At 67.3% G+C, this 22,740-nt stretch carries 27 protein-coding genes and 3 pseudogenes; 14 read left to right on the forward strand and 16 right to left on the reverse strand.

Going from position 1 to position 22,740, the window contains the following annotated elements; genetic code table 11:
- Positions 1–83: 83 nt before the first annotated feature.
- A pseudogene (locus AC5P1C_RS42070) lies at positions 84–1,153 on the forward strand (tyrosine-type recombinase/integrase); the annotation flags it as partial.
- A 406-nt stretch (positions 1,154–1,559) separates the two neighbouring features.
- Here the strand turns inward: AC5P1C_RS42070 and AC5P1C_RS42075 are convergent.
- Together AC5P1C_RS42075 and AC5P1C_RS42080 are read right to left on the reverse strand one after the other, a co-directional pair.
- A complete protein-coding gene (locus tag AC5P1C_RS42075; RefSeq protein ID WP_493871295.1) occupies positions 1,560–3,599 on the reverse strand; it encodes a polymorphic toxin-type HINT domain-containing protein in 2,040 nt (679 codons plus the stop codon).
- Between the two features lie 45 nt (positions 3,600–3,644).
- Positions 3,645–4,106, reverse strand: coding sequence for a DUF6221 family protein (locus AC5P1C_RS42080; RefSeq protein ID WP_493871296.1), 462 nt, complete (start codon positions 4,104–4,106; stop codon positions 3,645–3,647).
- A gap of 231 nt (positions 4,107–4,337) precedes the next feature.
- Here AC5P1C_RS42080 and AC5P1C_RS42085 point away from each other — a divergent pair, with 231 nt between their 5' ends.
- Together AC5P1C_RS42085 and AC5P1C_RS42090 are read left to right on the forward strand one after the other, a co-directional pair.
- A complete protein-coding gene (locus AC5P1C_RS42085; protein ID WP_493871297.1) occupies positions 4,338–4,661 on the forward strand; it encodes a transposase in 324 nt (107 codons plus the stop codon).
- Between the two features lie 36 nt (positions 4,662–4,697).
- Positions 4,698–4,967, forward strand: a pseudogene (locus AC5P1C_RS42090) (transposase); the annotation flags it as partial.
- 335 nt (positions 4,968–5,302) lie between these two features.
- On the opposite strand, the pseudogene AC5P1C_RS42095 reads toward AC5P1C_RS42090, so the two are convergent.
- Positions 5,303–6,138 (reverse strand): annotated as a pseudogene (locus tag AC5P1C_RS42095) (IS5 family transposase).
- A 141-nt stretch (positions 6,139–6,279) separates the two neighbouring features.
- Between AC5P1C_RS42095 and AC5P1C_RS42100 the strand changes: the two are divergent.
- The 3 genes from AC5P1C_RS42100 to AC5P1C_RS42110 are packed head-to-tail and all read left to right on the forward strand — an operon-like array spanning position 6,280 to position 7,247.
- Entirely contained in the window at positions 6,280–6,750 is a 471-nt protein-coding gene (locus AC5P1C_RS42100; protein ID WP_493871298.1) for a transposase family protein, read from the forward strand.
- Between the two features lie 27 nt (positions 6,751–6,777).
- Positions 6,778–7,017, forward strand: coding sequence for a hypothetical protein (locus AC5P1C_RS42105; protein WP_493871299.1), 240 nt, complete (start codon positions 6,778–6,780; stop codon positions 7,015–7,017).
- Positions 6,921–7,247: a hypothetical protein gene (locus tag AC5P1C_RS42110; protein WP_493871321.1), complete on the forward strand. Its 327-nt coding sequence runs from the start codon at positions 6,921–6,923 to the stop codon at positions 7,245–7,247. Before AC5P1C_RS42105 ends, AC5P1C_RS42110 begins: the two co-directional genes overlap by 97 nt.
- A 217-nt stretch (positions 7,248–7,464) precedes the next feature.
- Here the strand turns inward: AC5P1C_RS42110 and AC5P1C_RS42115 are convergent, their stop codons facing one another.
- On the reverse strand, positions 7,465–8,064 hold the full coding sequence (locus tag AC5P1C_RS42115; RefSeq protein WP_493871300.1) for a TetR/AcrR family transcriptional regulator: 600 nt from the start codon (positions 8,062–8,064) through the stop codon (positions 7,465–7,467).
- Between the two features lie 109 nt (positions 8,065–8,173).
- Here AC5P1C_RS42115 and AC5P1C_RS42120 point away from each other — a divergent pair, with 109 nt between their 5' ends.
- The 3 genes from AC5P1C_RS42120 (at position 8,174) to AC5P1C_RS42130 (ending at position 9,846) form a co-directional block, all read left to right on the forward strand.
- Positions 8,174–8,746 carry a hypothetical protein gene (locus tag AC5P1C_RS42120; RefSeq protein ID WP_493871301.1) on the forward strand — a complete coding sequence of 191 codons (573 nt, stop codon included), beginning with the start codon at positions 8,174–8,176 and terminating at the stop codon, positions 8,744–8,746.
- A gap of 364 nt (positions 8,747–9,110) precedes the next feature.
- Positions 9,111–9,515: an SgcJ/EcaC family oxidoreductase gene (locus AC5P1C_RS42125; protein ID WP_493871302.1), complete on the forward strand. Its 405-nt coding sequence runs from the start codon at positions 9,111–9,113 to the stop codon at positions 9,513–9,515.
- Positions 9,516–9,717: 202 nt separating this feature from the next.
- Entirely contained in the window at positions 9,718–9,846 is a 129-nt protein-coding gene (locus AC5P1C_RS42130) for a hypothetical protein (protein ID WP_493871303.1), read from the forward strand.
- A gap of 15 nt (positions 9,847–9,861) precedes the next feature.
- On the opposite strand, the gene AC5P1C_RS42135 is transcribed toward AC5P1C_RS42130, so the two are convergent.
- Positions 9,862–10,533 (reverse strand): hypothetical protein, encoded by a 672-nt coding sequence (locus AC5P1C_RS42135; protein ID WP_493871304.1) that lies wholly within the window; start codon positions 10,531–10,533, stop codon positions 9,862–9,864.
- Positions 10,534–11,053: 520 nt separating this feature from the next.
- On the opposite strand from AC5P1C_RS42135, the gene AC5P1C_RS42140 reads away from it, so the two are divergent.
- Together AC5P1C_RS42140 and AC5P1C_RS42145 are read left to right on the forward strand one after the other, a co-directional pair.
- A complete protein-coding gene (locus AC5P1C_RS42140) occupies positions 11,054–11,956 on the forward strand; it encodes an aminoglycoside phosphotransferase family protein (RefSeq protein ID WP_493871305.1) in 903 nt (300 codons plus the stop codon).
- 137 nt (positions 11,957–12,093) lie between these two features.
- A complete protein-coding gene (locus AC5P1C_RS42145) occupies positions 12,094–12,240 on the forward strand; it encodes a hypothetical protein (RefSeq protein ID WP_493871306.1) in 147 nt (48 codons plus the stop codon).
- A gap of 882 nt (positions 12,241–13,122) precedes the next feature.
- On the opposite strand, the gene AC5P1C_RS42150 is transcribed toward AC5P1C_RS42145, so the two are convergent.
- The 9 genes from AC5P1C_RS42150 to AC5P1C_RS42190 all read right to left on the reverse strand — a co-directional run bounded on the left by AC5P1C_RS42150 (position 13,123) and on the right by AC5P1C_RS42190 (position 19,590).
- Positions 13,123–13,467, reverse strand: coding sequence for a hypothetical protein (locus AC5P1C_RS42150; protein ID WP_493871307.1), 345 nt, complete (start codon positions 13,465–13,467; stop codon positions 13,123–13,125).
- A 44-nt stretch (positions 13,468–13,511) separates the two neighbouring features.
- Complete coding sequence (locus AC5P1C_RS42155) at positions 13,512–13,745, reverse strand: hypothetical protein (protein WP_493871308.1); 234 nt, start codon at positions 13,743–13,745, stop codon at positions 13,512–13,514.
- 102 nt (positions 13,746–13,847) lie between these two features.
- Complete coding sequence (locus AC5P1C_RS42160) at positions 13,848–14,204, reverse strand: hypothetical protein (protein WP_493871309.1); 357 nt, start codon at positions 14,202–14,204, stop codon at positions 13,848–13,850.
- A gap of 299 nt (positions 14,205–14,503) precedes the next feature.
- The gene (locus AC5P1C_RS42165) at positions 14,504–14,872 is read right to left on the reverse strand and encodes a VOC family protein (protein ID WP_493871310.1); all 369 of its coding nucleotides are present in this window, start codon (positions 14,870–14,872) and stop codon (positions 14,504–14,506) included.
- 337 nt (positions 14,873–15,209) lie between these two features.
- Positions 15,210–16,097: an IS5 family transposase gene (locus AC5P1C_RS42170; RefSeq protein WP_493871320.1), complete on the reverse strand. Its 888-nt coding sequence runs from the start codon at positions 16,095–16,097 to the stop codon at positions 15,210–15,212.
- 341 nt (positions 16,098–16,438) lie between these two features.
- Complete coding sequence (locus AC5P1C_RS42175) at positions 16,439–16,822, reverse strand: PPOX class F420-dependent oxidoreductase (RefSeq protein ID WP_493871311.1); 384 nt, start codon at positions 16,820–16,822, stop codon at positions 16,439–16,441.
- Positions 16,823–16,968: 146 nt separating this feature from the next.
- Positions 16,969–17,580 carry a TetR/AcrR family transcriptional regulator gene (locus AC5P1C_RS42180; RefSeq protein WP_493871312.1) on the reverse strand — a complete coding sequence of 204 codons (612 nt, stop codon included), beginning with the start codon at positions 17,578–17,580 and terminating at the stop codon, positions 16,969–16,971.
- Between the two features lie 128 nt (positions 17,581–17,708).
- Positions 17,709–18,185, reverse strand: a complete 477-nt coding sequence (locus tag AC5P1C_RS42185; protein WP_493871313.1) for a nuclear transport factor 2 family protein — start codon at positions 18,183–18,185, stop codon at positions 17,709–17,711.
- A gap of 472 nt (positions 18,186–18,657) precedes the next feature.
- Entirely contained in the window at positions 18,658–19,590 is a 933-nt protein-coding gene (locus tag AC5P1C_RS42190) for an SDR family oxidoreductase (protein ID WP_493871314.1), read from the reverse strand.
- A gap of 124 nt (positions 19,591–19,714) precedes the next feature.
- On the opposite strand from AC5P1C_RS42190, the gene AC5P1C_RS42195 reads away from it, so the two are divergent.
- The 3 genes from AC5P1C_RS42195 (at position 19,715) to AC5P1C_RS42205 (ending at position 21,854) form a co-directional block, all read left to right on the forward strand.
- Positions 19,715–20,278, forward strand: a complete 564-nt coding sequence (locus tag AC5P1C_RS42195; protein ID WP_493871315.1) for a TetR family transcriptional regulator — start codon at positions 19,715–19,717, stop codon at positions 20,276–20,278.
- Positions 20,279–21,237: 959 nt separating this feature from the next.
- Positions 21,238–21,477: a hypothetical protein gene (locus AC5P1C_RS42200; RefSeq protein WP_493871316.1), complete on the forward strand. Its 240-nt coding sequence runs from the start codon at positions 21,238–21,240 to the stop codon at positions 21,475–21,477.
- Entirely contained in the window at positions 21,477–21,854 is a 378-nt protein-coding gene (locus AC5P1C_RS42205; RefSeq protein ID WP_493871317.1) for a toxin Doc, read from the forward strand. Before AC5P1C_RS42200 ends, AC5P1C_RS42205 begins: the two co-directional genes overlap by 1 nt.
- Positions 21,855–21,909: 55 nt before the next feature.
- Here the strand turns inward: AC5P1C_RS42205 and AC5P1C_RS42210 are convergent, their stop codons facing one another.
- A complete protein-coding gene (locus tag AC5P1C_RS42210) occupies positions 21,910–22,302 on the reverse strand; it encodes a hypothetical protein (RefSeq protein ID WP_493871318.1) in 393 nt (130 codons plus the stop codon).
- Between the two features lie 80 nt (positions 22,303–22,382).
- Positions 22,383–22,740: hypothetical protein (locus tag AC5P1C_RS42215; protein WP_493871319.1), on the reverse strand; the 358-nt coding region annotated here is incomplete at its 5' end.

The raw sequence follows: 22,740 nt of genomic DNA on the forward strand, positions 1-22,740 counted from the left end.
GATGCGCGACGGACGCGCCGCCCAAATGCCATTCCCGGCCGGTGGCGCCCGGGGCTTCCGCTCGGTGTCCTGCCCGGTGCTTTAAGCTCACCGAGAAGATCGCCGCCAGCAACCGCGGCATCCCCGCGCCCTCCGCGCAGGGCAGCCTGGCCGCGTACCTGACGTACTGGCTGGAGAACGTCGCCGTCCACCACCTCCGCGAGACCACCCACACCCGCTACACCGCCTGCATCGACCGGTACCTGATCCCCGGCCTGGGCAAGAAGAAGCTCGCCAAGCTCTCGGCCAAGGATGTTCGCACCTGGCTCAACCAGCTCCGCACCACCTGCCAGTGCTGCGCGCGCGGCATCGACGCCCGGCGCGACCAGCTCCGCTGCTGCGCTGCGGGCCGGTGCTGTCGCAAAGAGCTCTCCCCGCTGACACTGGCCTACGTCCATTCCGTGCTCAAGTCCGCCCTGGAGCACGCCGTACGTGAGGAGGAGATCCCGCGCAACGTCGCCCGCAACGTCCGCACCGGTGCCCCTCGCCCCGGCGCTTCGAGCCCCTCACCGCCGACGAAGCCCGCCAGCTCCTCACCACCACGCAAGGTCACCGGTTGCATGCCCTGTTCGAACTCGCTCTCCATACCGGACTACGCAAGGGGGAATTCCTCGGCCTGCGCTGGGAAGACCTCGACCTCGACGCCGGCACCGCCGCAATCCGACGCACCTTGCAGCGCACCAGCACAGGCGGGCTCACCACTTTGCCCACCAAGACCCGGGCCTCCGAACGCCGCATCGCCGTCCCCGCCCGCTGCCTCCAGTCGCTGAAGCGCCACCACAAAGAGCAGCAGCGCGACCGTGACGCGGCAGGCGCCGAGTGGCAGCACAACGGGTACGTGTTCACCACACCGCAGGGACGAGCGATCGACCCGACCAACCTCACCCGCACCTTCACCACACTCCTCCGCAAGGCCGGCCTCCGCCGCATCCGCTTCCACGACCTCCGCCACTCGACCGCCACCCTGCTCCTGGAACAGGGCGTCGAACTCGTCGTGATCAAGGAACTTCTCGGCCACGCCCACATCGGGGTCACCGCCACCGTCTACGCCCACGTGCGACTCCGCCTCCAGCGCCAGGCCATAGACACCCTCGGCACCGCCCTTGACGTCCCTGGCAACGACTTGTCGACCCGCGACAACGGGATGACCCGCCGCTGCGCGGAGTCACCGTCCGCTGACGTTGCCGTCAACTACTGCCGTCACCCACCGCAGAAGCCCCGCCAGGACGCACCTGGCGGGGCTTTTGCTACTGCGAATCTAGATTGGCGAGCATCTTCACTCCTCGAGGCCGGACTGAAACCGCTGCCAATCCTCCTGCTGATCACGCCAGGCGGCGCTCGCGTAGATCGCGGTCTTCGCCTCGGGCAAAGGCAGGTCAAGTACACGAGAAGCTACGTAGATAGCTTCGATCGGCGACAGGCCCAGGTCTCGCAGTTCCCGGAATACCGGCTCTCGCTCCACTTGCCCTCGACCCGCGATGCTCGACACCAACCCATTCAGTCGGGATCGATCCATTTCTCTAATCTCCTAGGATCTTTGCGACGTCCAAGGTCATCGAACCTGGGCGCTTGAAGATACTTCCGTCCGGTTTCGGGATATGCCGCTCATAGTTCAGCACGACGGTGCTATACCCCTGAGATCGCGCCTGCTCGGCGATGGAGTGCTTCATCTGCCGGATTGCATCTGGCCCAATCGGGGCGCGACTGAGTCCCTGAGTCCCCTTCGGGAAAACCATCAATCCGTCCAGATGTACGGTGTCTCCGGCCGCTCTGACGGTCGCCATCGTCTCAACCGTCTGCCCTCCAACATCGAATGAACCGTCCCAGATATCTCCGTCGGTGAACGGAGAGCAGTTGCTGTTGTGAACGAGTACCGGAGTGGCCCCCGCCAGCACATAGTACGTGTGGAGGCCTTCGATGGTGATGTTGTAGGTACGAGCATGGTCCTGGTACTGACGAGCAACTGTGACGGTGACGGTGCGGCCGTCGTCCGTGCGCAGGGTCATGCCGGGTTTGAGGTCTCCGGCTTCAATCCAGTCCTTCTGGTCGACTGACCAGAAAGGGTGCTCGTGGGTGGCGGTCAACTTCTCGGTGCCGTCGGGTGTGGCGATAGTGAGTTCGGTGAACTGCTTGTCGTCTTCGGTGACGATGGTCGCCGTGACTTCGCGTTCACTGGTCTCGCCGGTTTTCGGGTCAGTGGCCAAGACCTTGTCGCCGATTTCGACATCCTCGATGTCCTTGGCCGAACCGTCGGCCATGAGGACTCCGGTGCCAGCCAGGAAGCACTTACAGCCGGATGGTGCCCCCTTCTTCGACTTTCCTGCGGCCTCTGCCGCCTCCTCGCCCTCCTTGAGCTTCTTGAGCTTGAGGAGCTTCAGGGCCTTCGCGGGCGTGGGCAGGTCCAAGAGTGCGCTACCGCAACCACTCCAGCCGAAGTCGCCCCCCAGGCAGCCCTTCCACGCGTCGATATCGGGTAGAACGACTGCCTTACCAGCGGCAAAGACCTTGCCTACGAGTCTGTTGAATGGATCGCCAGAGTTGCTCTTTGCCCAGCTCCTGAGTCTCGCGTCATCTGCCCAGGCTTCGTCCCAGTAGCCGGGCGGCCGCGGCACTCCAGCAGATGTTCTGGGACTGAAGAGCCCTCTGCCGCTGGCGCTGTGGTTTCGCGAGAAGATGCTCCCGCCGCCGCCACCGCCGTGGCTGACAATCGAGCGGACGGTCTTGAACACGCGCAGCCCGATAATGGCAGCGGAACACAGGATGCAGAGTCCGGTGGGGTCGCTGAAGGTGACGGGGCTGTTGTTGCTGTATGCGCAGCCGTTCATCTGCTGCGGGTCCGTCAGGTCCATGATCGGGTCGACGGAAATGAAACGGCCGGTGGCGGGGTCGTATTCGCGGGCGCCGAGGTGGGTCAGGCCCGTGGATTTGGTGTCGTCGGTGCCGCCGACGAAGCCCTTGGTACCGGGCCACGACTTCGGAGCCTCGCCCCGAGGTGCGCCGAAGGGCAGGGTACGACGCTGGGTGAGGGCCAGATCAGCGGCGGCGATGGAGAGCTGGCCGGTGCCCTGGTGGTCAGCCGTGGTGAAGGTGACGGTGCCGTTGTCCTCCTTGGCCGCCTGGTGGCCGCCGCCGAGGGGGGTGTAGCGGGTGGCCTTGGCCGTGGCCGCTCCCTTGGGCAGAGTGACTTCGGTATGGCCGAGATCGAGTGTGGTCTCCGTCGGGGTACGTGCGATCAGGCGGTTGCCCTCGGTGTCGTAGAGGTACTCGGTGACCTTGTCCTTCTCGCCTGCGACGGGTTCGGTGACCTTGGCGAGGTGACCTTCGGCGTCCCAGGCCAGGGTCTGGGTGTCGCCGCGCAGGGTGCGGGTGGTGGTGTTGCCGGTCTCGTCGTAGCCGTAGGAGTCCTTGGTCGCAGTTCCGCCGGGCAGTTGCGAAGTGACCGACGTCAGCGTGTGCGGCTGCGGATCACCCGGCTTGCCGCAAGGCGGAACGCGAAAGTCCTCAAGTGGAGGTTTCGCGGCGAGAGTTGGGGCTGACTCTGCCCCTCGCCTGACCGTCACCCCGGGCATGGTCCTGGGAGGCGACGGTCCTGCGGGCCGCGGGGCTCACCACTCCCGCAGCAGCCAGGCCGGGTCGAACTCGGGGTGATCCTTGTAGGCCATCGCGAGCGCTCTGACCGCATCGCGGGGCATCCTCGCGGGCCCGTCAGCAGCGGCTTCGTAGAGGTCCAGGACCAGGCGGCGGGACTCGAGGTCGTCCCAGATGTGGGGCGGGTCCCAGGTGGCCAAGTGGGTGGCGACGTCCCGCTGGGGGTGGACCACAGGCTGATCGTGATCGTCGATGACGGTGCCGCTGCGGGGCGGGTGGTGGCGCCATGACGTGCAGTCGCCGTCGGTGCCCTGCTCGTCTTCGTCGAGGCGGACGTGCACGAAGGAGACCAGCGGCTCGTGCCGCCGCCGGTCGGGAGCGCGAGACTCCAGGACAGGCCCGGACTGCTGTGGGTCAGGGGCTTCGGCGGTGCAGTAGGTCAGCCAACCTGTCCGACCCCGCCGCAGTGTCCCCTCCAAGTTCAGGAAGGGCCGACAGATCCGCGGACATCGTCCTCTCGTACCCACAGAGCGTCTTCGTCCGACGACGAATACGTCGGCAACACCTTGATCCACAACCCGTCTCCGCGTTGCTCTCGCTCTTGGACCAGACCGACTACCCACCGCGCCAGTCCGTAGTCATCTCGGCCGGCGCGGAACTCCACATGCTCCTCATCCATGCGAAGACGCTAGCACTGAGGTTTACCCGTCGTGGACGACGACTTGCGGGCGCTGATCGAACCGCTGCTGCCGCCTTGGCCGAAGCGGGCTCCAGGCCCGAGGCCGGTGCCGGACAGACTCGGTTTACGGGGCATCCTGTACTTCCTGTTTAACGATGCGACCTGGCAACTCCAGCCGCTGGAGCTGAAGTTCGGCTCCGGTCAGACTTGCTGGCAACGGCTGGACCGCTGGCAGCAGGCCGGAGTCTTCGACCAGCTCCACCGGCTGCTGCTCGCCAAGCTGAACGCAGTCAGCGAACTCGACTGGACCCGCGCGTGCGTGGACGGCTCCCACGGCCGCGCGAAAAAGGGGTAGCCGCGACCGGGCCGTCGCCCGGTCGACCGGCGGAAGACAGGCAGCAAACACCACCGGATGTGCGACGGGCGTAGCACCCCGCTGCACGTCAGCACCACCGCCGCCAACGTCAACGAAATCACCCAGACCCAGGCCCTGGTCGACAGCATCCCGCCAGTCGCCGGACGTCCCGGCCACCCGCGACGGCGCCCCGAGGCGGTGCTCGGTGACAAGGCGTACGACTCCCGGGCCGTGCGCCATGAACCGCGCCGACACCGCACCCTGCCGGTGATCTCACACAGGGGCGCCCCGAACACCAAGGGCTGAGCAAGCTCCGCTACATCGTCGAGCAGACCTTCGCCCCGCTGCACCAGTTCAAGCGTCTGGCGGTGCGCTGGCAACGACGCCCCGAACTCCACGACGCCCTTGGGTGCGTCTGCGACAGTGGCAAGCGCGGGCGATGGCCTGGTGGCGTCTGCGCCCAGCGCGATGAAGACGCTCTTTGAAAATGGCTCTGGCCGCGATTTCGTGAATGCCGATGTCAGGGCCGGTGTGCTGGAACGTTCCTGCGGGGGACATCCCGGTCATGGGGGCCGGATCGCTGGAAAGTGTGCTGTTCGCCCCTTGCTCGGGGATGGGACAGACCTACTCGCTTACTGTCCCTAACAAAGCCGTTGGAGGCAGACGGCGACTCCGAGGAATGCCTCGTGGATGTCGTCGCGTCTCTCCCAGCGGATGCGTAGGCGGCGGAAGCCGTGAAGCCAGGCGATGGTGCGTTCGACGACGTAGCGGAAGATGCCCAGGCCGGTGCCGTGGGGCTCGCCTCGTCGTGCGATCACGGGCCGGATGCCGCGCTGCCAGAGCAGGCGCCGGTAGATGTCGTGGTCATAGCCGCGATCGGCCAGCAGGGCATCCGGGCGTCGTCGGGGTCTGCCGACCCTGCCTGCGACGGCCGGGATCTTGTCGAGCAGGGGCAGTAGTTGGGTGACGTCGTTGCGGTTTCCGCCGGTCAGCGACACCGCGAGCGGGATGCCCTGGCCGTCGGTGATGAGGTGGTGCTTACTGCCCGGCCGTGCGCGGTCGACCGGGCTGGGGCCGCTTTTGGGCCCCGCCGGGCCGCCCGGACGTGGGAGGAGTCGATCACCGCCCGGGACCAGTCGAGCTGGTTCTTCGACCGCAGCTTCTTCAGCAGTACCACGTGCAGCTGGTCCCACACGCCAGCCTCATTCCACGCGGCCAGGCGCCGCCAGCACGTCATGCCCGAGCCAAAGCCGAGCTCCTGGGGCAAGTACTCCCACTGGATGCCGGTGTGCAGCACGAAGAGGATGCCGCACAGGGCCTGCCGGTCCGGTATCCGCGGTCTGCCCTCGACCAGCTTCGGCGCCGGCACGGGCAGCAACGGCTCGATCAGCGACCACAGTTCATCCGACACGATCCACGGCCGCGACTGACGCTTTCCCATACCCAGACCTACGAGCAGAAGGGCCGAACGTTTCATGATCAGCAGCTTTTGTTAGAGCTAGTTAACCGTGCTGAAGGAGGCTCTGCTGCCGAAGGCGGTAGGGCTGGTGCTCGACCAGTTCACGGAGACGGACGGGCCGATCGTGGTCGACGCCCACAGCTCTGTCGGGGAGTGGGCGTGACCCGCTGTGCAGAGGTCTCCCGGCAGGTGCACAGCCGGTATCAGCGGAGCCTCGCCGAACTGCCCGTCGGCGGGCGGCGAGTAGTGGTCCAGCTGACGGTGCGGCGGTTCTTCTGCGACACCGACGACTGTCCGCGCCGTCCCGTCATCGAGCAGGTCGAGGGCTCGACCTCGAAGTATGCCCGTGCCGGGCCCGGGATGAAGGTGTGGTGGCGGGCCGTTGCGCTCGCGGTGGGCGGACGGGCGGGAACCCAGCTGTGCCGCGTCTTTGCTGCGCCGACCGGAGGGGACCGGCTATTCAGGCAGCTGCAGGCACCACCCGTGCCGTCCCGCAGTCCGCAGGTGCTCAGCGTCGACGACTTCGCGTTCCGCCAGTCCCGGACCTACGGGACCGTCATCTTGGACGTCGAGAAGTCCACGGCCATCGACGTGCTGCCGGATCGGACCAGCGGAACCCTGGCGGCCTGACCGACCGCACACCCCGGCGCGGAGATCGTGTGCAGCGACCGCGACAGCGCGTACAGCCGCGCCATCCTCGCGGCGGCCCCCGACGCGATCGAAATCGCCTACCGCTTCCATTTGCTGCAGAACCTGTCCGCCGCGGTGGAGAAGATGTTCCATCAGCACCGCTCCTGTCTGTGCAAACGCGCCGCGCCGAGGAGGAGCGGGAGCAGCTCCGGCCGCAGCCGCCGCTGCCTGACCTGCCGCCCTTCGAGCCGCCCCACACCCAGATGATCGAGCGGACCCGGCACAGCTACGAGGACATCCACCGGCTCCTGGATGCCGGCTGGACGCTCAGCGCCATCGCCCGGCGTCTGCACCTGGACCGCAAAACCGTGCGGCGTTTCCGCGGCACCGACCTCCATCAACTCCTGGCCAGTGCGCATCTGCGGCGCCCGGCCGGGGTGCTTGAGCCGTTCAAGGTGTACCTGAACACCCGCTTCGCGGTCCGCAAGTACCTCTAAGGAGCCGCCCGCGAGTACCGGGCAAGCACAGCGCTCCGCAATAACCCTGTCAGAACAGAGGACTTTGGACGGCCCTGGGGCGGCCCGACTGCAAGATTCACCTCGCCGGAAGGGGCGGTCCGCACCCAACATGCACCGTGTCGACCGTGAGGCGCCGACACCGGGCCCGCCCGCACCCTGCCGCAACCGCCCCTCCTTGTCGGGCACTCAGTCGGACTCAGCCTACTGAATGTGCTGCGGAACGCGCCTGCAAGATCCCTTCGATACCCTCCAGGAACGTCTCAGTGATCAGTCCGGGATCGGAGAGGCACCCGGCGGCCATGGCTCCGTCCCGGAGCATGACGAAGTGCCGTCCCGCCGCCTCGGCGGGCGCGCCTCCGACCTGCGCCAGCAAGTCCGTGACGGTGTCGAGGAACCACTGCCGGTGCGCGAGAACGGCCTGGTGGATCGGGTGTTCCGGATCGGGATACTCAGCCGCAGCGTTGAGGAAGGCGCAGCCGCGGAAGCCGTCCGACCGGATGCCCTCAGCGATGGCGCGGCCGACCGCGCGCACCTTGCCGTCCGGGGTTCGGGTACCCGCCTGGGCGGCCGTCACCTGCGCCCTGATGCCCTGGTCCGCCTGCTGGAGGTAGGCGAGGACGAGATCCTCCTTGCCGGAGAAGTGGCGGTACAGGGTCGCCCGGGTCACCTGCGCTTCCTCGATGATCCGGTCGACACCGACGGAGTGGATCCCCTCCGCGTAAAAAATCCTGACCGCTGTCCCGAGCAGCCGCGCCCGGGCCTCGGACGTGCTGCCTTCTTTCGTCTTCCGGCTCATGACTCCCACCCTACAACCGAGGGAGAACGTTCGGTCTTGACAGGGCGGCGTGGGCACCCAATGATGAAAGAGACCGAACGTTCTCCCTCGTCTTGGAAGGCGGTTCACCATGGACACCGTCGTCAGCCAGCCCGCTCCCGCCGCACCGGTCCCGCTCCCGGCGGCTCTGCGCAAGCTGTATCTCCTGCGCTTCGCGTTCGCCGCCGTCTGGGCGGCCCTGCTGTTTGCGACGGCCGACACACTGGGCCCGCTCAGCGGGGCGCTGCTGGTGCTCTATCCCCTCTTTGACGCAGCCTGCGCGGTGGTCGACCTGCGGTCGACCCGGGCGGCCGACGGCGCGGTCACGAGGCTGTGGGTGAACATCGGGCTCAGCGTCCTCACCGGCATCGCCCTGGCGGCCGCGCTCGCCTCCGGCATCCCGGCCGTCCTGCGCGTCTGGGGGGTCTGGGCCGTCACGGCCGGCATCACGCAGCTTGCCGTGGCTCTGGTCCGGCGCCGTTTGGGCGGACAGTGGCCGATGATCGTGAGCGGGGCCATCTCCACCCTCGCCGGTGCGAGCTTCTTCCTCCAGGCCGGCAAGGACGGCGCGACGCTCACGAATCTCGCCGGGTACGCCTTCCTCGGCGGCATCTTCTTCCTCGCCTCCGCGCTGCGCCTGGGGTCCGCGCACCGGAAGAATTGAACGCCCGTCGCCGCCGATGGCAGGCGTGCTGACGGCAAGACCTTGTGGCTTATCCGCCACAACAGTTCGGGCCGACCCTCACCGCGCGGTGCACACGCGCGGGGGCGGACCGGCAAGGGGACGGCAGGACAACGCCGAGTTCGGCGTCCCCCTTGTCGTGCGCCAAGCCATAGATGAACGCGGCCAAACGCGGCACCCTTTCAACACTTGTCGAACAGGCATCGCGCTCAATACGACATCCGGCGCTCACCGGTCGGCCCACGCAAGCCTGGATGATCGATTCCAAGGCATCAGCGACCATGGGAAGTGCGCGCCGGTCACCTCTCTTGACATCAACCGTGCTTGAGGTAGCACCATCGTCCGCATGAACACGGATTCCACGGCGTACGCCGCAGACATCAGAGCCGTCGAGCAGGTCGTTGCGACCGTCGAGCACTCCCAGCAGCACAAGGATCCCGACGAATTTCTCGCCCTTTTCCACCCCGACGCGGTATGGACGACGGCCCACGGCAAGGTTCTCATCGGCCTCGAAGCGATCTCGGAGTTCACCCGGAAGGTACTCCCCGCAGCTAACTGGGACGGCAAGGTCAGCTACGAGGTGGCCCACGTACTCTTCATCCGCCCCGATGTCGCGGCAGTCAAGGTTCGTCAGCGCTACCTGTCCCCGGACGACGAGAGCGAGGGCGCTCCGCTGTACGTGATGACCAAGCAGGACGACGGCCGCTGGCTGCTGACCGCCTGCCAGAACACGCAGGTCGTCACCGACTGACCTCGTCGGACGGACTGACTGCACCCTTCAGGGCCTGCCCGTCGCCTTCTCCCTTACCGGGCCCTACCCATCAGGGCAGGCGAGTTGCATGACGCGCTCGGCGCCATCGTTCCCCGCCAGGCAGTGGCGCCGCGGCCCGTACCCGAGGAGCGAGACGCCTGGGTCGTTGTGTGGGAGACCCTCTCGGCGCCCGGGGGTCGCGATGACGGGCACCTGGGCCGCGGTGGCCTATCCGGACGCCACCGGGATCGAGTGGCTCATGCGGAGCCTCCAGTCCGGCGTCGCGGATATGGAACCCGGGCCGCCGGACATGGAGTGGCGCAAGCCGTAGACCCCGACTCGGGGCTCAGCTGGTGGTGGCGGCCAGGCGACGCATGATCGTCATGAGTTCGTCGGGCGGGGAGATTCTCATCGTCCGGCTCTCCTGGTCGAAAAGCGTGATCGATGTCAGGACGCCGGCGCGCCACCAGAACACCCGGGGGGAGAGACGTCCGGGGCCATCCTCGTAGGCTCCCTGTCCGAACTGTGCCAAGGAGTTGGCGGCCTCGGCCACGTGTTGGTCGGTGAGCGGATAGAACACCAGGTTGTGCCGGTTCGGGACGACGAGCAGCACGCCCTCGTCCGGTATCTCGGGGCCGCCGGTGGCCCGCAACGCCTCTTCGAAGACGAGCACCTTGCTGGCCGCGAAGACCGACTCCGGGTGGCCGAGGATGTGAAGGACCGCGCCACCGGGGAGATCGGCGGTGTCGTAGTTGACCGGCTCGCTCAGCAAGTTTCTCCGCGCGGCAGCCTCGAGGGTCTCCCACTCGACGAGGGCCACGTCACGGTCGTCGAGGACGCGGACGTTGTCAGGGGTGTCGAAGGCAACGCCCGCCAGGAGATCCGTGGCCAGCGGCTGCAGGTAGCTGAACTGCCCGCGCGCTTCCTCCGGGATCGATTCCTCGGCGACCAGCCTCAGGTACACGCTGCGCAGGAAGTCCGGGGCACTGCTGTGGTCGGTGCGGACTGACACACTCATACGCTATTCCTCGGGTCGTGGCGATGGTTTGTCGGGCGGCTCGCAGGTGGAACACCTCACCGATCAGATCACGCAGCCCTGCACCGTCGATCAGTGGTGCACAGGCACGATCCGGTATGTCCGGGTACACCGCTTCTCCACCCGTTCTCGACTACCCCTCTGGCGAGTCCCGGCATCGCGCCTGTGCGGCGCGGTCACAGGCGTGGCGCCGGCGGCCCGAGCCCTCCCGGCCGGCCGGGAGGGAATTCACGCTCGGACCAACGCGATCAGCCTTCGATGCCCCACAGCCGCGTCCATCAAGGTTCGACAACGCGCGACCTGGACCGGCGTCACAGGTGTCCCTTCTCAAGTGATCTGGTCCAAAGCCGCGGCTGTGACCTGGGGTGACCAGAACGCTAGAGACACCTGGGCGGCCGAAAAACTCAGTTGATCTGGGCCCTGGCGGATGAATACTGGCAGTCGTCAGTTGATCTGGTCTGCTGCCGGCGTTTCGAATTGGACTAGTGGAAGGGCCTGCGAGATGACCATGCACGCTGATCAAGTGGACGTGACCACCGAAATCGTTGCCACGTTGATCCAAGAACAGTTCCCTCAGTGGAGCGGCAAGGCAATCCAACTCCTGTCGTCGACCGGGACGGTCCACGCCATCTTCCGCATCGGGAACGACCTCTCTGCACGTTTCCCGCTGCGTCTGGCCGATGCTGCCGAAGCGCTGGCGGTTCTGGAACAGGAAGCCCAGGCTAGCGCGGAGCTGGCAAAGGTGTCTCGGTTCCCCGCCCCGGAACCCGTCGCCTTGGGAAAGCCTGGAGCGGGTTACCCGATGCCGTGGTCGGTCCAGACATGGTTGCCGGGAACGGTCGCCTTTGATGCCGACCCGAGTGGGTCGGACGCTTTCGCCGAGGATCTTGCGGCCTTCATCGCAGCCCTGCGGGACGCCGAGACGCGGGGGCGGCTTTTCAGCGGCGAGGGTCGTGGCGGCGTTCTCGCTCACCACGACGATTGGATGGCGAAGTGCTTCGAGGAGAGTGAGGGGCTGCTCGACGTGCCCCGGCTGCGCCAGGTGTGGAGCCACTTTCGGGAGTTGCCACGCACGGGTGCCGACGTGATGAGCCATAGTGACTTGATTCCCGGCAATGTACTGGTCGCGGGAGACCGGCTCAGCGGCGTACTCGACACCGGCGGCTTCGGCCCGGCCGACCCCGCGTTGGATCTGGTCAGTGCCTGGCACCTGTTGCAGCCAGGCCCACGGGAAGTGCTCCGGCGGACACTGGACTGTGACGAGCTGGAGTGGGAGCGCGGCAAGGCATGGGCGTTCCAACAGGCGATGGGTGTTGTCTGGTACTACGTCGAGAGCAATCCGACGATGAGCAGGATGGGACGCCGGACACTCGACCGCATTCTGGAATCGACGCAGTGGAAATGATGTCGCCTCGGCTGCAGGCCGTGACCAAGACGGTCCCTTGCCCCACCGACAGCAGCACCAACGGACCAGGTCATCTGAGACGACGAGCGAATCGGACCAGAGAGCGGGAGGCGTCTGCCCGTGCTCGGTTGGAGGGCTTGCGGGATGAAGTCGCGCGGTTGGCGGAGGTGTTGGACGCGGAGACCGAGCTGGACCGGCGGGTGAACGCGCGGGAGGAACTCGTCGAGGCCCTGGCACTCTCTGCGGCCGAGTCCACTGCCGTGACTACGACCGCGGCGGAGTAGGAAACGGCGCCATCGCTCGCGCCGGTGCCGCCCTGGCGGGAAGGGCTGCCGTTGACGGTTCTGGCGCCGGACCATCAGCGGATTCTGGGAGTGCTGGAGCAGCAGCGATCCCTGGGGGCAGAGGCCGCTTCGGGCCAAGGAGATCGCGGTGGAGCTGGGCCTTGACGCGACGCCGGCGAAGCTCGAAGGGCTGCGGTCGAAAGCCCGGCGCCTGGCGGAGCGCGGGTGGCTTCTGCTGGAGGCGTCGGAGCATACGAGGGCGACGAGTTCGTCTATGAGTACGGCCTCGAACCGAGCACGTCCCGGCGCGCGTGTCCCGTCTCATCAGATCTTGCAGAGGCGACGCCGTTGACCAGCGGGGTGACAGGTTGACCCGCGACTTACTGGTGGAGTGACAAGGCGTCGCGGAAGGTCCGAAGGTGGGGCTGGTGGCAGGTCTCGTGGATCATGGCGGGGTGATGCCGCTTGAGCAGGGCTCTATCAGGATGGCGAGACGCTTGACTTCCGGTTTCGCAGGACAGATGGAAGTTTCCTGATCAGAGACCGCAGCAGTGGACGTGCTCAGGAAGGATGTCACCGCTGACGATCCTGAAGCTGCCGACGGGCGGTCGACCAAACGATCTCGAACTCATCGGCCGACAACCACTGCGGGTCGTGTCCCTCCCACTCGGAGATGGGTAGTTCCGCAGTCAGACCGTAGACACTCGTAGTCAGCCAGCTGACCGGCGCTTTGGGCCTCTTGCCACTCGGCCAGCGACGCGGCGGCCAGAGCCCTGCTGCCAGGCTCCTGCAACTCGACTTGCCGGATCACGTGCCCATCCGTGTCCAGTTCGAAGTAGAAGCAGACGGCCTCCTCGTCCCAGAAGCAGCGAAGCCAGCGCGTCACTGGTTCACCGTGTCGAAGGGCTCGTCGTACCAACGCCAGCCGGCGGTGCCGTCGTCGTGGATGTGCAGCATGAACTCGGCGACGGGATTTCCGTCGGGAAACGTCATGGTGAGCGCACTGCGGATCCGGAAGTAGCACTCGTCGATCTGCTCCCATGCCTCTTCGTCGATGGCCCGCTCCTGCTCCGAGAACAGCGGACGGAACTCTTCAAAGCCGGGAAGTGTCTCGACGTCGGCGTGCATCCAGGGCCAATCGGCGCCCGTCACCGCCAGCCGAGCAACCTCTTGGTCGCCGCGGTGGAGCCGCCAGACGCTGCCGGTGGCCAGATTTGGGTTGCTCATGTCCCCATGATGGCGGCGATCACCACTGACATTGACGCTGATACTCAGGTTGGCTGTGAGATCCCCTCGTCGACCACCGGCTCGCCCATCGCACGCAGCGGAAGCTGGTGGGGTGCGATGTTGAGTCGCTGTGCCGCTTCGGTGGGCAGTTGGGGGTGGTCTCGCCAGTACGCCGAGGCGAACAAGCCGGTGAGAACGACGGCTTCGGGGTAGGTGACCACTTCGATCCGGGCCCGGGTAGGACGGTTGGGATCACCGAAAGGGTCTTCGCCCAGCATGTCGAGTCGACGGATCCAACGCTGGCGAACGGATTCATCACTACTTTCACTGGCGAACCACCTGGTCAAGCGGTCGCGGGCGTCGATGTAGGCCAGTGCGGTTCAGTGATGGGTGCACCGGCGGACGGTCCGGTGGTGCCGGAGGTTGGCCCGCAGGACCTCGGGTAGTCGTGTCAACTCGTGCTGCTCATCACCGAGGAGCCAGCGGTGGTGCCGGTGGCAGGCCCCTTGGTGGAGCGGGGTGCTGCGGACGACGAGTCCGTGAATGCCATGACGGGCCGCGCAGAGACGACAGGCGGGGCGCCGACGGGGCTCGGCCAGTTCTTCGGTGGCCAACCGCTGGCGGTTCTGTCCGGGTTCGCGTACTTCGGCCAGGGCCGGCATCGTGTGGATCAGCGCAGGAACGCTTTGGCCGGTCAGAGCCGCCAGTCGGGGCAGGGCGACTTCCCCGTCCTTCATGACAACGCAGTGGCTGGTGACCCCTCAGTTTGGCGTTCTGTTCCACCAGCAACAGACTCAGCCCCCCTCGCGTCGTCGGAGCAGCACGTCGAAGATGATGCCGACGGGTTGGGGGGACAGCCCCATCGACGGTTCGTCGAGGATCAGCAGGCGTGGTCTGCTCACGCCCATGGCCAATAGCAGTCCGGACCGCTCGACGGATTCATCACCGAAACCGGATTGGCTTGACGCCGTGATACCGCCCGGCGTGTCCGTCCGCCTCGTATGCCCCAGTTCGGCCGGCCCGCCGCGGCCTCCCGCTACAGCGGAACCTCGGCCAGGATGATTTGGTTACCCTCCGGGTCAGTCACGATTGCGAAGGGCCCCCAGGGTGCGGGGACGGGCTCACCGACCGCAACACCGCGCGCGAGGAGTTCCGCGCGTGTTTTGGTGAGGTCGGTGGTGTGCAGCGTCGCCCAGTTGGTCAGGGCGGGCTTGTCCGGGTTGGCGGCAGCGGACAAGATACCGACGTTGGCGTGCTGGCCAGGCAGGCCAACCTCTATCCAGCGGAGACCGGGGGTGACTTCCCTGTCGAACCGAAGCTCGAAGCCGAGCTTGTTGACGTAGAAGTCGATGTACTCGTCTTGATCCTGGACGTAGAGCGGCACAACACCAATGCTGTCGATCATCAGCAGGAAGCCTTTCGTAATTCCGACTCACGTCACTTACGGCGCACTTTCCCAAGCTGGCCAAGTAGACCAAGGAGTCCCCCACCGGGGAACCCCGCGAGTACCTTGGAGCGCAACAGACCAGCTCGTCTCCGTGCGAACCGGTGAGGTGTCCCCCAGAATGTGGACACAGCCTCCATGCCCCCACTACGGACCTCAGGAGTCAGTCACACTCCGTGGGTGCCGGACGGCAGCACTCTGATCACGAGCCAGCCCACGGGAGCGGCAAGGAGCTCGGGCGTGACTCCCCGATCATGGGCCTGGCGCCGGGTTCAGTGAACCGCGATGTGGCGGTCCGTCATGTTCCCGTCCGAAGCTGCCGGGCGGCTGCTGCGTCGTTGATCGCCGGCCAGTGCGCCGCCAGCCATGATTCGACCGTCGGAGCCGTCGGCAGCCCTGCGCAAAGTGAATCGCGCAGACGAGCCGTCTCTGGTTCCGGAATCCGGTTGCGGGTCAAGATCGCTGGCTCGCCCGGCTCCTGTGCCGCGGTCGCGACACTCTGCAGGAACATCACGTTGGCCGCCACCAACCACGTGTATTCAGCCAGATCCGCCGCACCCGATGAGCCGTCATTGCCGCTGGCCAACGCCCATGGGCCAGGAGCCAGATACTGGATTGAACCCACACCGGTGAAGTCCGCTGCGGCCATGCACATCGAGCAGGGCTCCTGGGTGCTCCACAGGGTCAGGATGGTCGTCAGGCCACCACAGGAGCGGCCGAGAGCCTCGCCTGCCGCAGCGCCTCCGCCCTCCGCCAGGAACTGATGCAGGCACATAGGCACGCGCAGGTGAACTGATCTTTGTGTAGCCCCCTTTGAGGTGGCTTGCGGCGTTCGCGGTCTGGCTTTGGGAGCTCCGGCAGCGTGCTGGTGGGCACGCACGGAGGTGGATTCGACGTTGATGTTCCAGTCGATGCCGCACTCGGCGCCGGCGAGTGCTTGGACGTGCCGGATCAGCTTCGCCCAGGTGCCGTCGGCTGACCACAGCGTGTGCCGTTTGTGGACGGCCTGCCAGGGACCGAAACGTTCAGGTAGCTCGCGCCACTGGCAGCCGGTGCTGATGCGGTGAATGATCCCGTCTATCACCTGGCGGTGATCTCGCCACCGGCCGCATCGGTTACGTCTCTTTGGCAACAGCGGCTCCAGAACTGCCCACTCGACGGCAGTCGGATCATCCCTGCTAAGCATGAACGGAACAGCCAAGAACGTGATCGGGGAGTCACGACCTAGCTACCACCTCGGACGGCTGATCGGCATCGAGCCTCGGCTCCGCACGCGCGACCTCGGCGCCGCCGCTACGGCGTACGCGGAACAGCTCGGCGTGTCCGTCGCGGACGACTGCTACCTGGGCACGAGTCAGGGCCCGCGCTCGGCAGCAGTCAGCACCACCGTCACGGCAGCGCATATGGGCATAGCCCTCCGTACAGATGTTGAGCGACGGGGACGGAGCCGAGAAAAGTACGGGCGGGCGCCCGGATACACGCGGCTCCGGGACCGACTCGGTCAGCTACCGGGCTGTGTGCGGCAGTTCACAGGGTGACGGCGATGGCGATATTCGGCTTCTTGGGCAGGCGGAGAACCCTGACGAACCAGTTGCCGATCCGGGACGTGAAGTACCGCTTGCCGAGCAGGTCCTGCGCGGCCACGGTGCCGTCCCCATCGAGCAGCCGGGCGGTGCCGGGAAGGGACGCGGCGTCCCTGGAGGTCCGCCCCCGCAGATCGCAGACAGTCACGGTCACGGCGCTGTTGTTGCGGATTCGCTTGACCTTCCAGGAACCGGCGGGCGTCAGGACGAGGAGCTCGCCCTGGGGACCTGTCACATGCCAGACGGGCGTCGGGACCGGGGATCCGTCCTTGCGGTAGGTGGTGAGGCTGATGTACTTGCTGCGTCGGATCTCGTTGATGGCTGGCACGCTCGGTAGCCTCGTTCTCTCGCGAAGGTCCGGCCCTGTTGCCCCGTGGGCGCGTCGGCCGATTTCCATGTCAATGCCGAGGTGGCGGCGTGTTCTGAGCGCCCGTCGCCCTCGACCTGGCCCGGCGCTACGCAGGTCGCCACGCCCTAGTCTGGGCGGCGGGCCAGCGATGCGAGGATGATCTCCCGCGCGGCGCGGACCGTGGCCGTGAAGGCGGCCGGGTCCCGGCCGATGCGTTCGGCGCCGGCGCGTATGGCACCGGACAGCAGTTCCACCGTGAGGTGCACGTCGCCGACGTTGCGGAACTCTCCGCGGGCGATGCCGTCTTGGACGACGTTCTCCACTTCGGCCACGATCGCGTTGAACGGGTTGTCGGGGCCTTTCGGTACCTCGGCGACCAGGGGGCCGGAGCCCGGCCGGAACATCAGCTGCATGGCCTGGTCCGTGCACGCCTCCAGGACCGCCTCGATGATCTCCCGCATCCGCTCCGCGGCCGGGTTAGAGGACCGGGCGGCAATCGCGGCCACACGCTCGAGCATGGGCCGGGCCGCCCGCTGAGTGAGCGCCAGGACGAGAGTGCTCTTGTCGCGGGCGTAGTTGTACAGCGTGTTGCGCGCGAGCCCGGCCCGGGCCGCGATGTGACCCATGTTGATCGCGTCGTAGTCACGTTCGAGCAGCAGTTGCCGCATCGCCTCGGCGAGGTCCGCCCACACCATCTCGTGGTGCTCTTCGATGCTGGCTCCCTTGATCCGCGGCATCCGGTCACCCCTTTCCTCGCCGCGGCTTCCCTCTCGCCCCGGACCTGTCTCCCGCCCACACGGCGGCCGTGCGGGCACGTCGTGCGCCGTATCTCAAGAAGCGCGTGAATCAACTTCGGCCTTCGCCGCTAGCCGTCCTGTCCGGCGGCCGCCAGGGCGGCACCCGACAGATGCGGGTTCTCCTGGTGACTCGCGGTGAGCTTCACGCGGTTGAGGCGCCAGCCGTCCACCGTGCGGACCGCCTCGCTGTCGTAGAAGCCGACCACCAGCCAGCGATCGGGTCCACCGCCGGCCAGCTCGTCCGGGACCCAGTGTTCGGCGCGGACATGTGCGTGGATCGTCGCGCGGTCGCCATCGATGTCGATGACGTGCCCGGTGATGGCGTGGTGGGTTGCGGTGAAGGGTGCGAAGGAGGCGCGGAGAACCTCGACGTAATCGCCGAGCGGCACGGTCATGGGCGGAATGCCGGCGACTGACTCGAAGTCGAGCGTGACCGGGTCAGCCAGGACCAGGGCGGGCAGCTCGGTGAACTCCTTCAGGTCTGCGATGTCGGCATACCGGCCCATCAGCTCGATGAGATCAGCGCGATCACTGAGCGCGTTCATGGGGAACCCTTTCCTGTTCGTTGCGGCGACGCCGGAGCTTTGGCATTTATGCGACTACCTGTCGTAAAGATTACGACAGGTAGTCGCGTAACTCAACCCGTGGGCACGCATGCGACACCGCTCACGGCCGGACTGCGCTCGTATGACGTCGGCGACGCCCGCCTCCCGGCGAAGCACCACTCCTGGTCTGCGGTCTCACCCCGCCGCCCGCAGCAGCCTGGCCAAGATCCAGCCCATCGCCGCGATGGCGGTGCCCTTGGGCTCCCTCACGCCCTGCGGTACGCCGCCGGCCGCCGCGTGACGTCCGACGAGTGACTTTGCTTGGGTCCAGATGGGCTCCGCCCTCCCACCCCCAACTTCTTTGTGCGCGAAAGGGGGTTGGCCCCAGCCGGAAGTGGTCAACGTGCGTGGAGCCGGGGCTGGTGACCCCGGTCCACTGCATCACCCCCGAAGGACTTCGGGAGCGGACCACTTAGGTGCGGAAGTAGTGGCCCTTGTCGAGGTCGTCGAGGAGGCTCGCCTGAGTCGGCGTCCAACCTGTGAGCTCGCGGGAGAGCGTGCTGGCGGCGGGCTGGTCGGAGGCGAGGATGGGGGCCAGCCAGCCGAAGTGGGCGCCTGCCTCCTCTGGCGCGACGGCGGCCGTCGGCAGGTTCAGGTGGCGGGCGATGACTTCAGCGATGTCGCGCAGGGGCACGCCCTCGTCGGCGACAGCGTGCAGCGTCGAGCCGGCCGGGACCTCCTCCAGGGCGAGGCGGAACATGTGCGCGGAGTCCAGGCGGTGGACGGCGGGCCAGCGGTTGGTGCCGTCGCCGTAGTAGCCGACCACGCCCTTGTCGCGGGCGGTGGCGACCAGGTTCGCGATGAAGCCCTTGTCCCCGTCACCGTGGTTGGTGCGGGGCAGGCGCACGACCGACGAGCGCACCCCGCGGTCGGCGAGCGCGCGCACGTACTCGGCGGTGGCCATCCGGGTCACCGCTCCGGCGGCCTCCGGCGGGACGGCGCCGACCGGCGGGACATCGTGCCCGTCGTCCTCACTCGCCACCCGTCCGGCCTCGACGGGCGTACCGGAGGCGAGGACGAACGCCTTGCCCGTACCCACCAGCGCCTCGGCCATGGCCTCGACCGAGGCGCGGTCCGCGTCGGCGGCACCCTTGAAGTCCCCGCCCTCGAAGGCGACTTCGTGGTTGAAGGCCAGGTGGATCACGCCGTCCGACGCCGCGGCGGCGGCGCGCAGGGTGTCGAGGTCCTCGAGGCTGCCGCGGACCACCTCGACACCGGCCGCTGCGAGGGCGTCGGCAGAGGCGTCCGAACGGGCGAGACCGACGACCTGGTGACCACCGTCGATCAGATCGGGCACGACGGCGGAGCCGATCCAGCCGGACGCACCGGTAACGAAGACATGCATGAGAAATACCCCTCGTCCACAGCACTGCCAGCGCCGCCGGACTGTGCGGCAACCGCAGTGATGACAGTGAATGACATCAGGGTACACGCGATGACAGCAAATGACGTCACGTACGATCGCAGGCATGGCCAGATGGGAACCGAACGCACGCGGACGCCTGGAGCAGGCGGCGCTGGAGCTCTACAGCGAACGCGGCTTCGAGGCGACCACCGTCAAGGAGATCGCGCAGCGGGCAGGACTCACCGAGCGCACGTTCTTCCGCCACTTCGCCGACAAGCGCGAGGTCCTGTTCCCCGCGAACACACTGCAGGACGCCCTGGTCGCCGGCCTCACCGGCGCACCGGACGACGCGTCCCCGCTCGAGGCCGTGTGCGCCACTCTCCAGGCGGCCGCGGAGCAGTTCCAGGAGCGCGGCGAAGCCGCCCGGCGCCGGCAGGCCGTCATCACCGCCCACGCCGAGCTCCAGGAACGCGAGCTGATCAAACTAGCGTCCATCGCCGCCGCCCTCGCCGGCGCCCTGCGCCGACGCGGCGTCGCGGAACCGCACGCGAGCCTCGCCGCCGAGGCGGGCGTCGCCGTCTTCAAGACCGCGTTCGCACGCTGGGTCAGCGAGCCCGACCCGCCGGACCTCCCCCAGCTCATAGGCGACACCTTCGATGCCCTCAAAGCCGTGGCCCAAGGCACGTGATCGCAGCCAGACCACGAAAAGGTCCCGATGCCCCGGTGGGCCGGGGCCATGACATCACTCCGCACGAGTGCATCGACACCGAACGTCGCCGGAGCCGCCCAGGCGACGCGACACCGTCAGCTCGCCCACGGTGCCCTGCGCAGGTCGAGCCCCTCAGCGCAGCGCGCCTGCGCGCCGATGACGGACAGCAACTGCAGCTTCTCGCAGCTTGCACAAATGGGTTCCCACCCTGCGCCATCAAGGTCGACGGAAAGACCGTCCAAAAGAACGCGGGCGGGAAAAAGGGCGGCTGCAAATACCAGCTGAAGGCCTCCTAGCGGGCGCGCCCCGTCCGCTGCTGTTCGCCCAACGGGGGTCCGCCCGGCCGGCGAGCTCGGCCACATCGCCGGGAAGGACAGCCCGGGGGCGATCAGGGCTGGCAGGCCCGACCGCGACATGCTGCGCGGGCACTGTCGCAGCGCGGAGAGCCCAATCACGCCCGTGCACAGGATCGCGACCATGGACGTGGTGGGCGTGCGCGGCGATGTATCCACCGTGCTCGTCCGTCCGTAGAGACCACTCGTGAAGTTGACCGGCGACCCGCTCACGCAGCGCGGAGGCATAAATAGGGAGCTCTGCCAGGAACGGGAAACCGAAAGAGCACTGCTGCAGCCACGCCGCATGGCACATCGGCATCAGAATGCCCGGTGACCTCTCGTAGACGACGGCGTACATCGCCGCAATCAGATCGAAGGCGACATCCCTGGCCTCCGCGCGTATGCGCGCGGTCGCCGCCCCCCCCAGGCGGTAGCACTAGGTAGACCGAGTTGTTCTGCTGCACCAGAACAACCGCTGCGCCCCGCCTGCGAGAAGGGCCAGCGCGTCCGGGTAAAGAGCGGGGGCAAAGCCTCCGGCCTCCACGCCAGGAGGCACGGAGAAGGGGTGGCACGAGTTGGCACCGGGTAGGTACCATGGCGGGTATGCCATCACTGAATGTGTCCTTCTCCGAAGAAGAGATGGAAGGCGTGCGCGCGGCGGCTGCCGCCGAAGGCAAGAGCCTGAAGTCCTACCTCCACGACCTCGGGGTGCGGGAGATGCAGCGTAAGCGCTTCGTCGCCGGCGCCACGGTGTGGGCGGACCGGCTCCGAGCCGAGTTCGACGCCGCCTTCCCCGACGAGGTACCGCCCTCACAGCGAGCCAGCGGAGCTGCAGCCGCCTGATGGTCCTGCACATCGACGTCTCCTGGCTGCTCGACATCCAGGAGGCCGCCCTCGACAACGACGACGTCTCCGTTTCCGACTACTCCGCGCTCGTCGCAGCCGTCGCGCGACACAAGACGCGGATGCCGACTCTGGAGGCATCCGACCCAGACGCCGCATGGCGCGCCGCGGCGCTCCTGCACACGATCGTGCAGCTGGAACCGCTGCCGCACCGCAACAGCCTCTTCGCGGTCTTCGTCGCCGCCCAGTACATGGATCAGTCGAGCGAGGGCATCGATCCGCCCTACGGCGCCCTGTCGGACCTCGTCCGCAAGGTCCGCGAAACCAGGGTGAGCGTGTACACCGTGGCCGAGGCGCTGCGCACCTGGAGGGTCTGAAGACCCGCCCCCGCAGCCTTGCGGCGGGACCGCGAAAGCCGTAGGTGACACGTCCTCATCGGATGCGGACGTCCCGACAGTTCGACGGGGGCCATGGCGCTCCTCTCCCCGGGTCGGCGCGATGATGGGGATCTTGCCGTCGTAGAGGTGGTAGCCACACAGGCGCCGCAGGGTCCGACTGCTGCGCTTCCTGGCCCTGCATCCACCAGTTGCTTTTGCCCATGGCGACGGCAGTAGCGCGCGGCTCCGCGACCCGAGCCCAATTACCGGCCAGCTCCTCCGCGCGGGCCCGGGTCGCCATCCGGGCAGCTGCCTGGTCGCTGTGCATGCCGTGCGCGACGTCGGTGCGCTCCCCGATGGCCGCGAGATTCGCGGCGACGTCGCGCTGCCCGGCGAGGGCGGCATCGAGGACGTCCCAGTGACGTACGTCCACGACGGTGGGAGGCATCTCCCACCTCCACTCGTCGGCAGCCGATAAGGCGGGCAGCGTGACGACGTCGGCACGCTCGGCGGCCTGGTCGATAACCGCTACCGACTCGACAGCGGCCAGCGTGCTTCCTTGTCCAGGTCGACCAAGTCCAGGTCGACCAACAGCAGTTCTAGGTTGTCGTCCTGGTCGTCTTCGACGTCGTCCAGGAGCAGCAACTCGGTCTCGGCATCGTCGGGGATGCCTGCGGCAGCTGCCGCGCGCCTGGCGTAGTCCTGCTGTGCCTCACGGCGAGCTGCTGCCGGTATCCCATCCCAACCCTGGCGCGGACGTCTCCGCAGGGACGACCAACGCGGCTCACGTCCCGGCGGCCGTCTTCTGCCGGCGCCTCGGCCCGGTGGGACCACGCGTGCCTCGCGCAGCGAAATACTCGTACTATGCCTGGTCCCGACCTCCCCC

The organism is Streptomyces sp. A18 (genome assembly GCF_059026065.1).

What these genes read in the sequence shown, in the direction of transcription:
- AC5P1C_RS42120 (WP_493871301.1), top strand. Translation starts at nt 8,174, where the DNA reads ATGGACACCGTCGTCAGCCAGCCCGCTCCCGCCGCACCGGTCCCGCTC.
- AC5P1C_RS42165 (WP_493871310.1), bottom strand. Translation starts at nt 14,872, where the DNA reads ATGATCGACAGCATTGGTGTTGTGCCGCTCTACGTCCAGGATCAAGAC.
- AC5P1C_RS42170 (WP_493871320.1), bottom strand. Translation starts at nt 16,097, where the DNA reads ATGCTTAGCAGGGATGATCCGACTGCCGTCGAGTGGGCAGTTCTGGAG.
- AC5P1C_RS42135 (WP_493871304.1), bottom strand. Translation starts at nt 10,533, where the DNA reads ATGAGTGTGTCAGTCCGCACCGACCACAGCAGTGCCCCGGACTTCCTG.
- AC5P1C_RS42185 (WP_493871313.1), bottom strand. Translation starts at nt 18,185, where the DNA reads ATGAACGCGCTCAGTGATCGCGCTGATCTCATCGAGCTGATGGGCCGG.
- AC5P1C_RS42150 (WP_493871307.1), bottom strand. Translation starts at nt 13,467, where the DNA reads ATGAGCAACCCAAATCTGGCCACCGGCAGCGTCTGGCGGCTCCACCGC.
- AC5P1C_RS42200 (WP_493871316.1), top strand. Translation starts at nt 21,238, where the DNA reads ATGCCATCACTGAATGTGTCCTTCTCCGAAGAAGAGATGGAAGGCGTG.
- AC5P1C_RS42160 (WP_493871309.1), bottom strand. Translation starts at nt 14,204, where the DNA reads ATGAAGGACGGGGAAGTCGCCCTGCCCCGACTGGCGGCTCTGACCGGC.
- AC5P1C_RS42130 (WP_493871303.1), top strand. Translation starts at nt 9,718, where the DNA reads ATGACGGGCACCTGGGCCGCGGTGGCCTATCCGGACGCCACCGGGATC.
- AC5P1C_RS42210 (WP_493871318.1), bottom strand. Translation starts at nt 22,302, where the DNA reads ATGCCTCCCACCGTCGTGGACGTACGTCACTGGGACGTCCTCGATGCC.
- AC5P1C_RS42140 (WP_493871305.1), top strand. Translation starts at nt 11,054, where the DNA reads ATGACCATGCACGCTGATCAAGTGGACGTGACCACCGAAATCGTTGCC.
- AC5P1C_RS42115 (WP_493871300.1), bottom strand. Translation starts at nt 8,064, where the DNA reads ATGAGCCGGAAGACGAAAGAAGGCAGCACGTCCGAGGCCCGGGCGCGG.
- AC5P1C_RS42180 (WP_493871312.1), bottom strand. Translation starts at nt 17,580, where the DNA reads ATGCCGCGGATCAAGGGAGCCAGCATCGAAGAGCACCACGAGATGGTG.
- AC5P1C_RS42125 (WP_493871302.1), top strand. Translation starts at nt 9,111, where the DNA reads ATGAACACGGATTCCACGGCGTACGCCGCAGACATCAGAGCCGTCGAG.
- AC5P1C_RS42195 (WP_493871315.1), top strand. Translation starts at nt 19,715, where the DNA reads ATGGCCAGATGGGAACCGAACGCACGCGGACGCCTGGAGCAGGCGGCG.
- AC5P1C_RS42190 (WP_493871314.1), bottom strand. Translation starts at nt 19,590, where the DNA reads ATGCATGTCTTCGTTACCGGTGCGTCCGGCTGGATCGGCTCCGCCGTC.
- AC5P1C_RS42205 (WP_493871317.1), top strand. Translation starts at nt 21,477, where the DNA reads ATGGTCCTGCACATCGACGTCTCCTGGCTGCTCGACATCCAGGAGGCC.
- AC5P1C_RS42155 (WP_493871308.1), bottom strand. Translation starts at nt 13,745, where the DNA reads ATGCTGGGCGAAGACCCTTTCGGTGATCCCAACCGTCCTACCCGGGCC.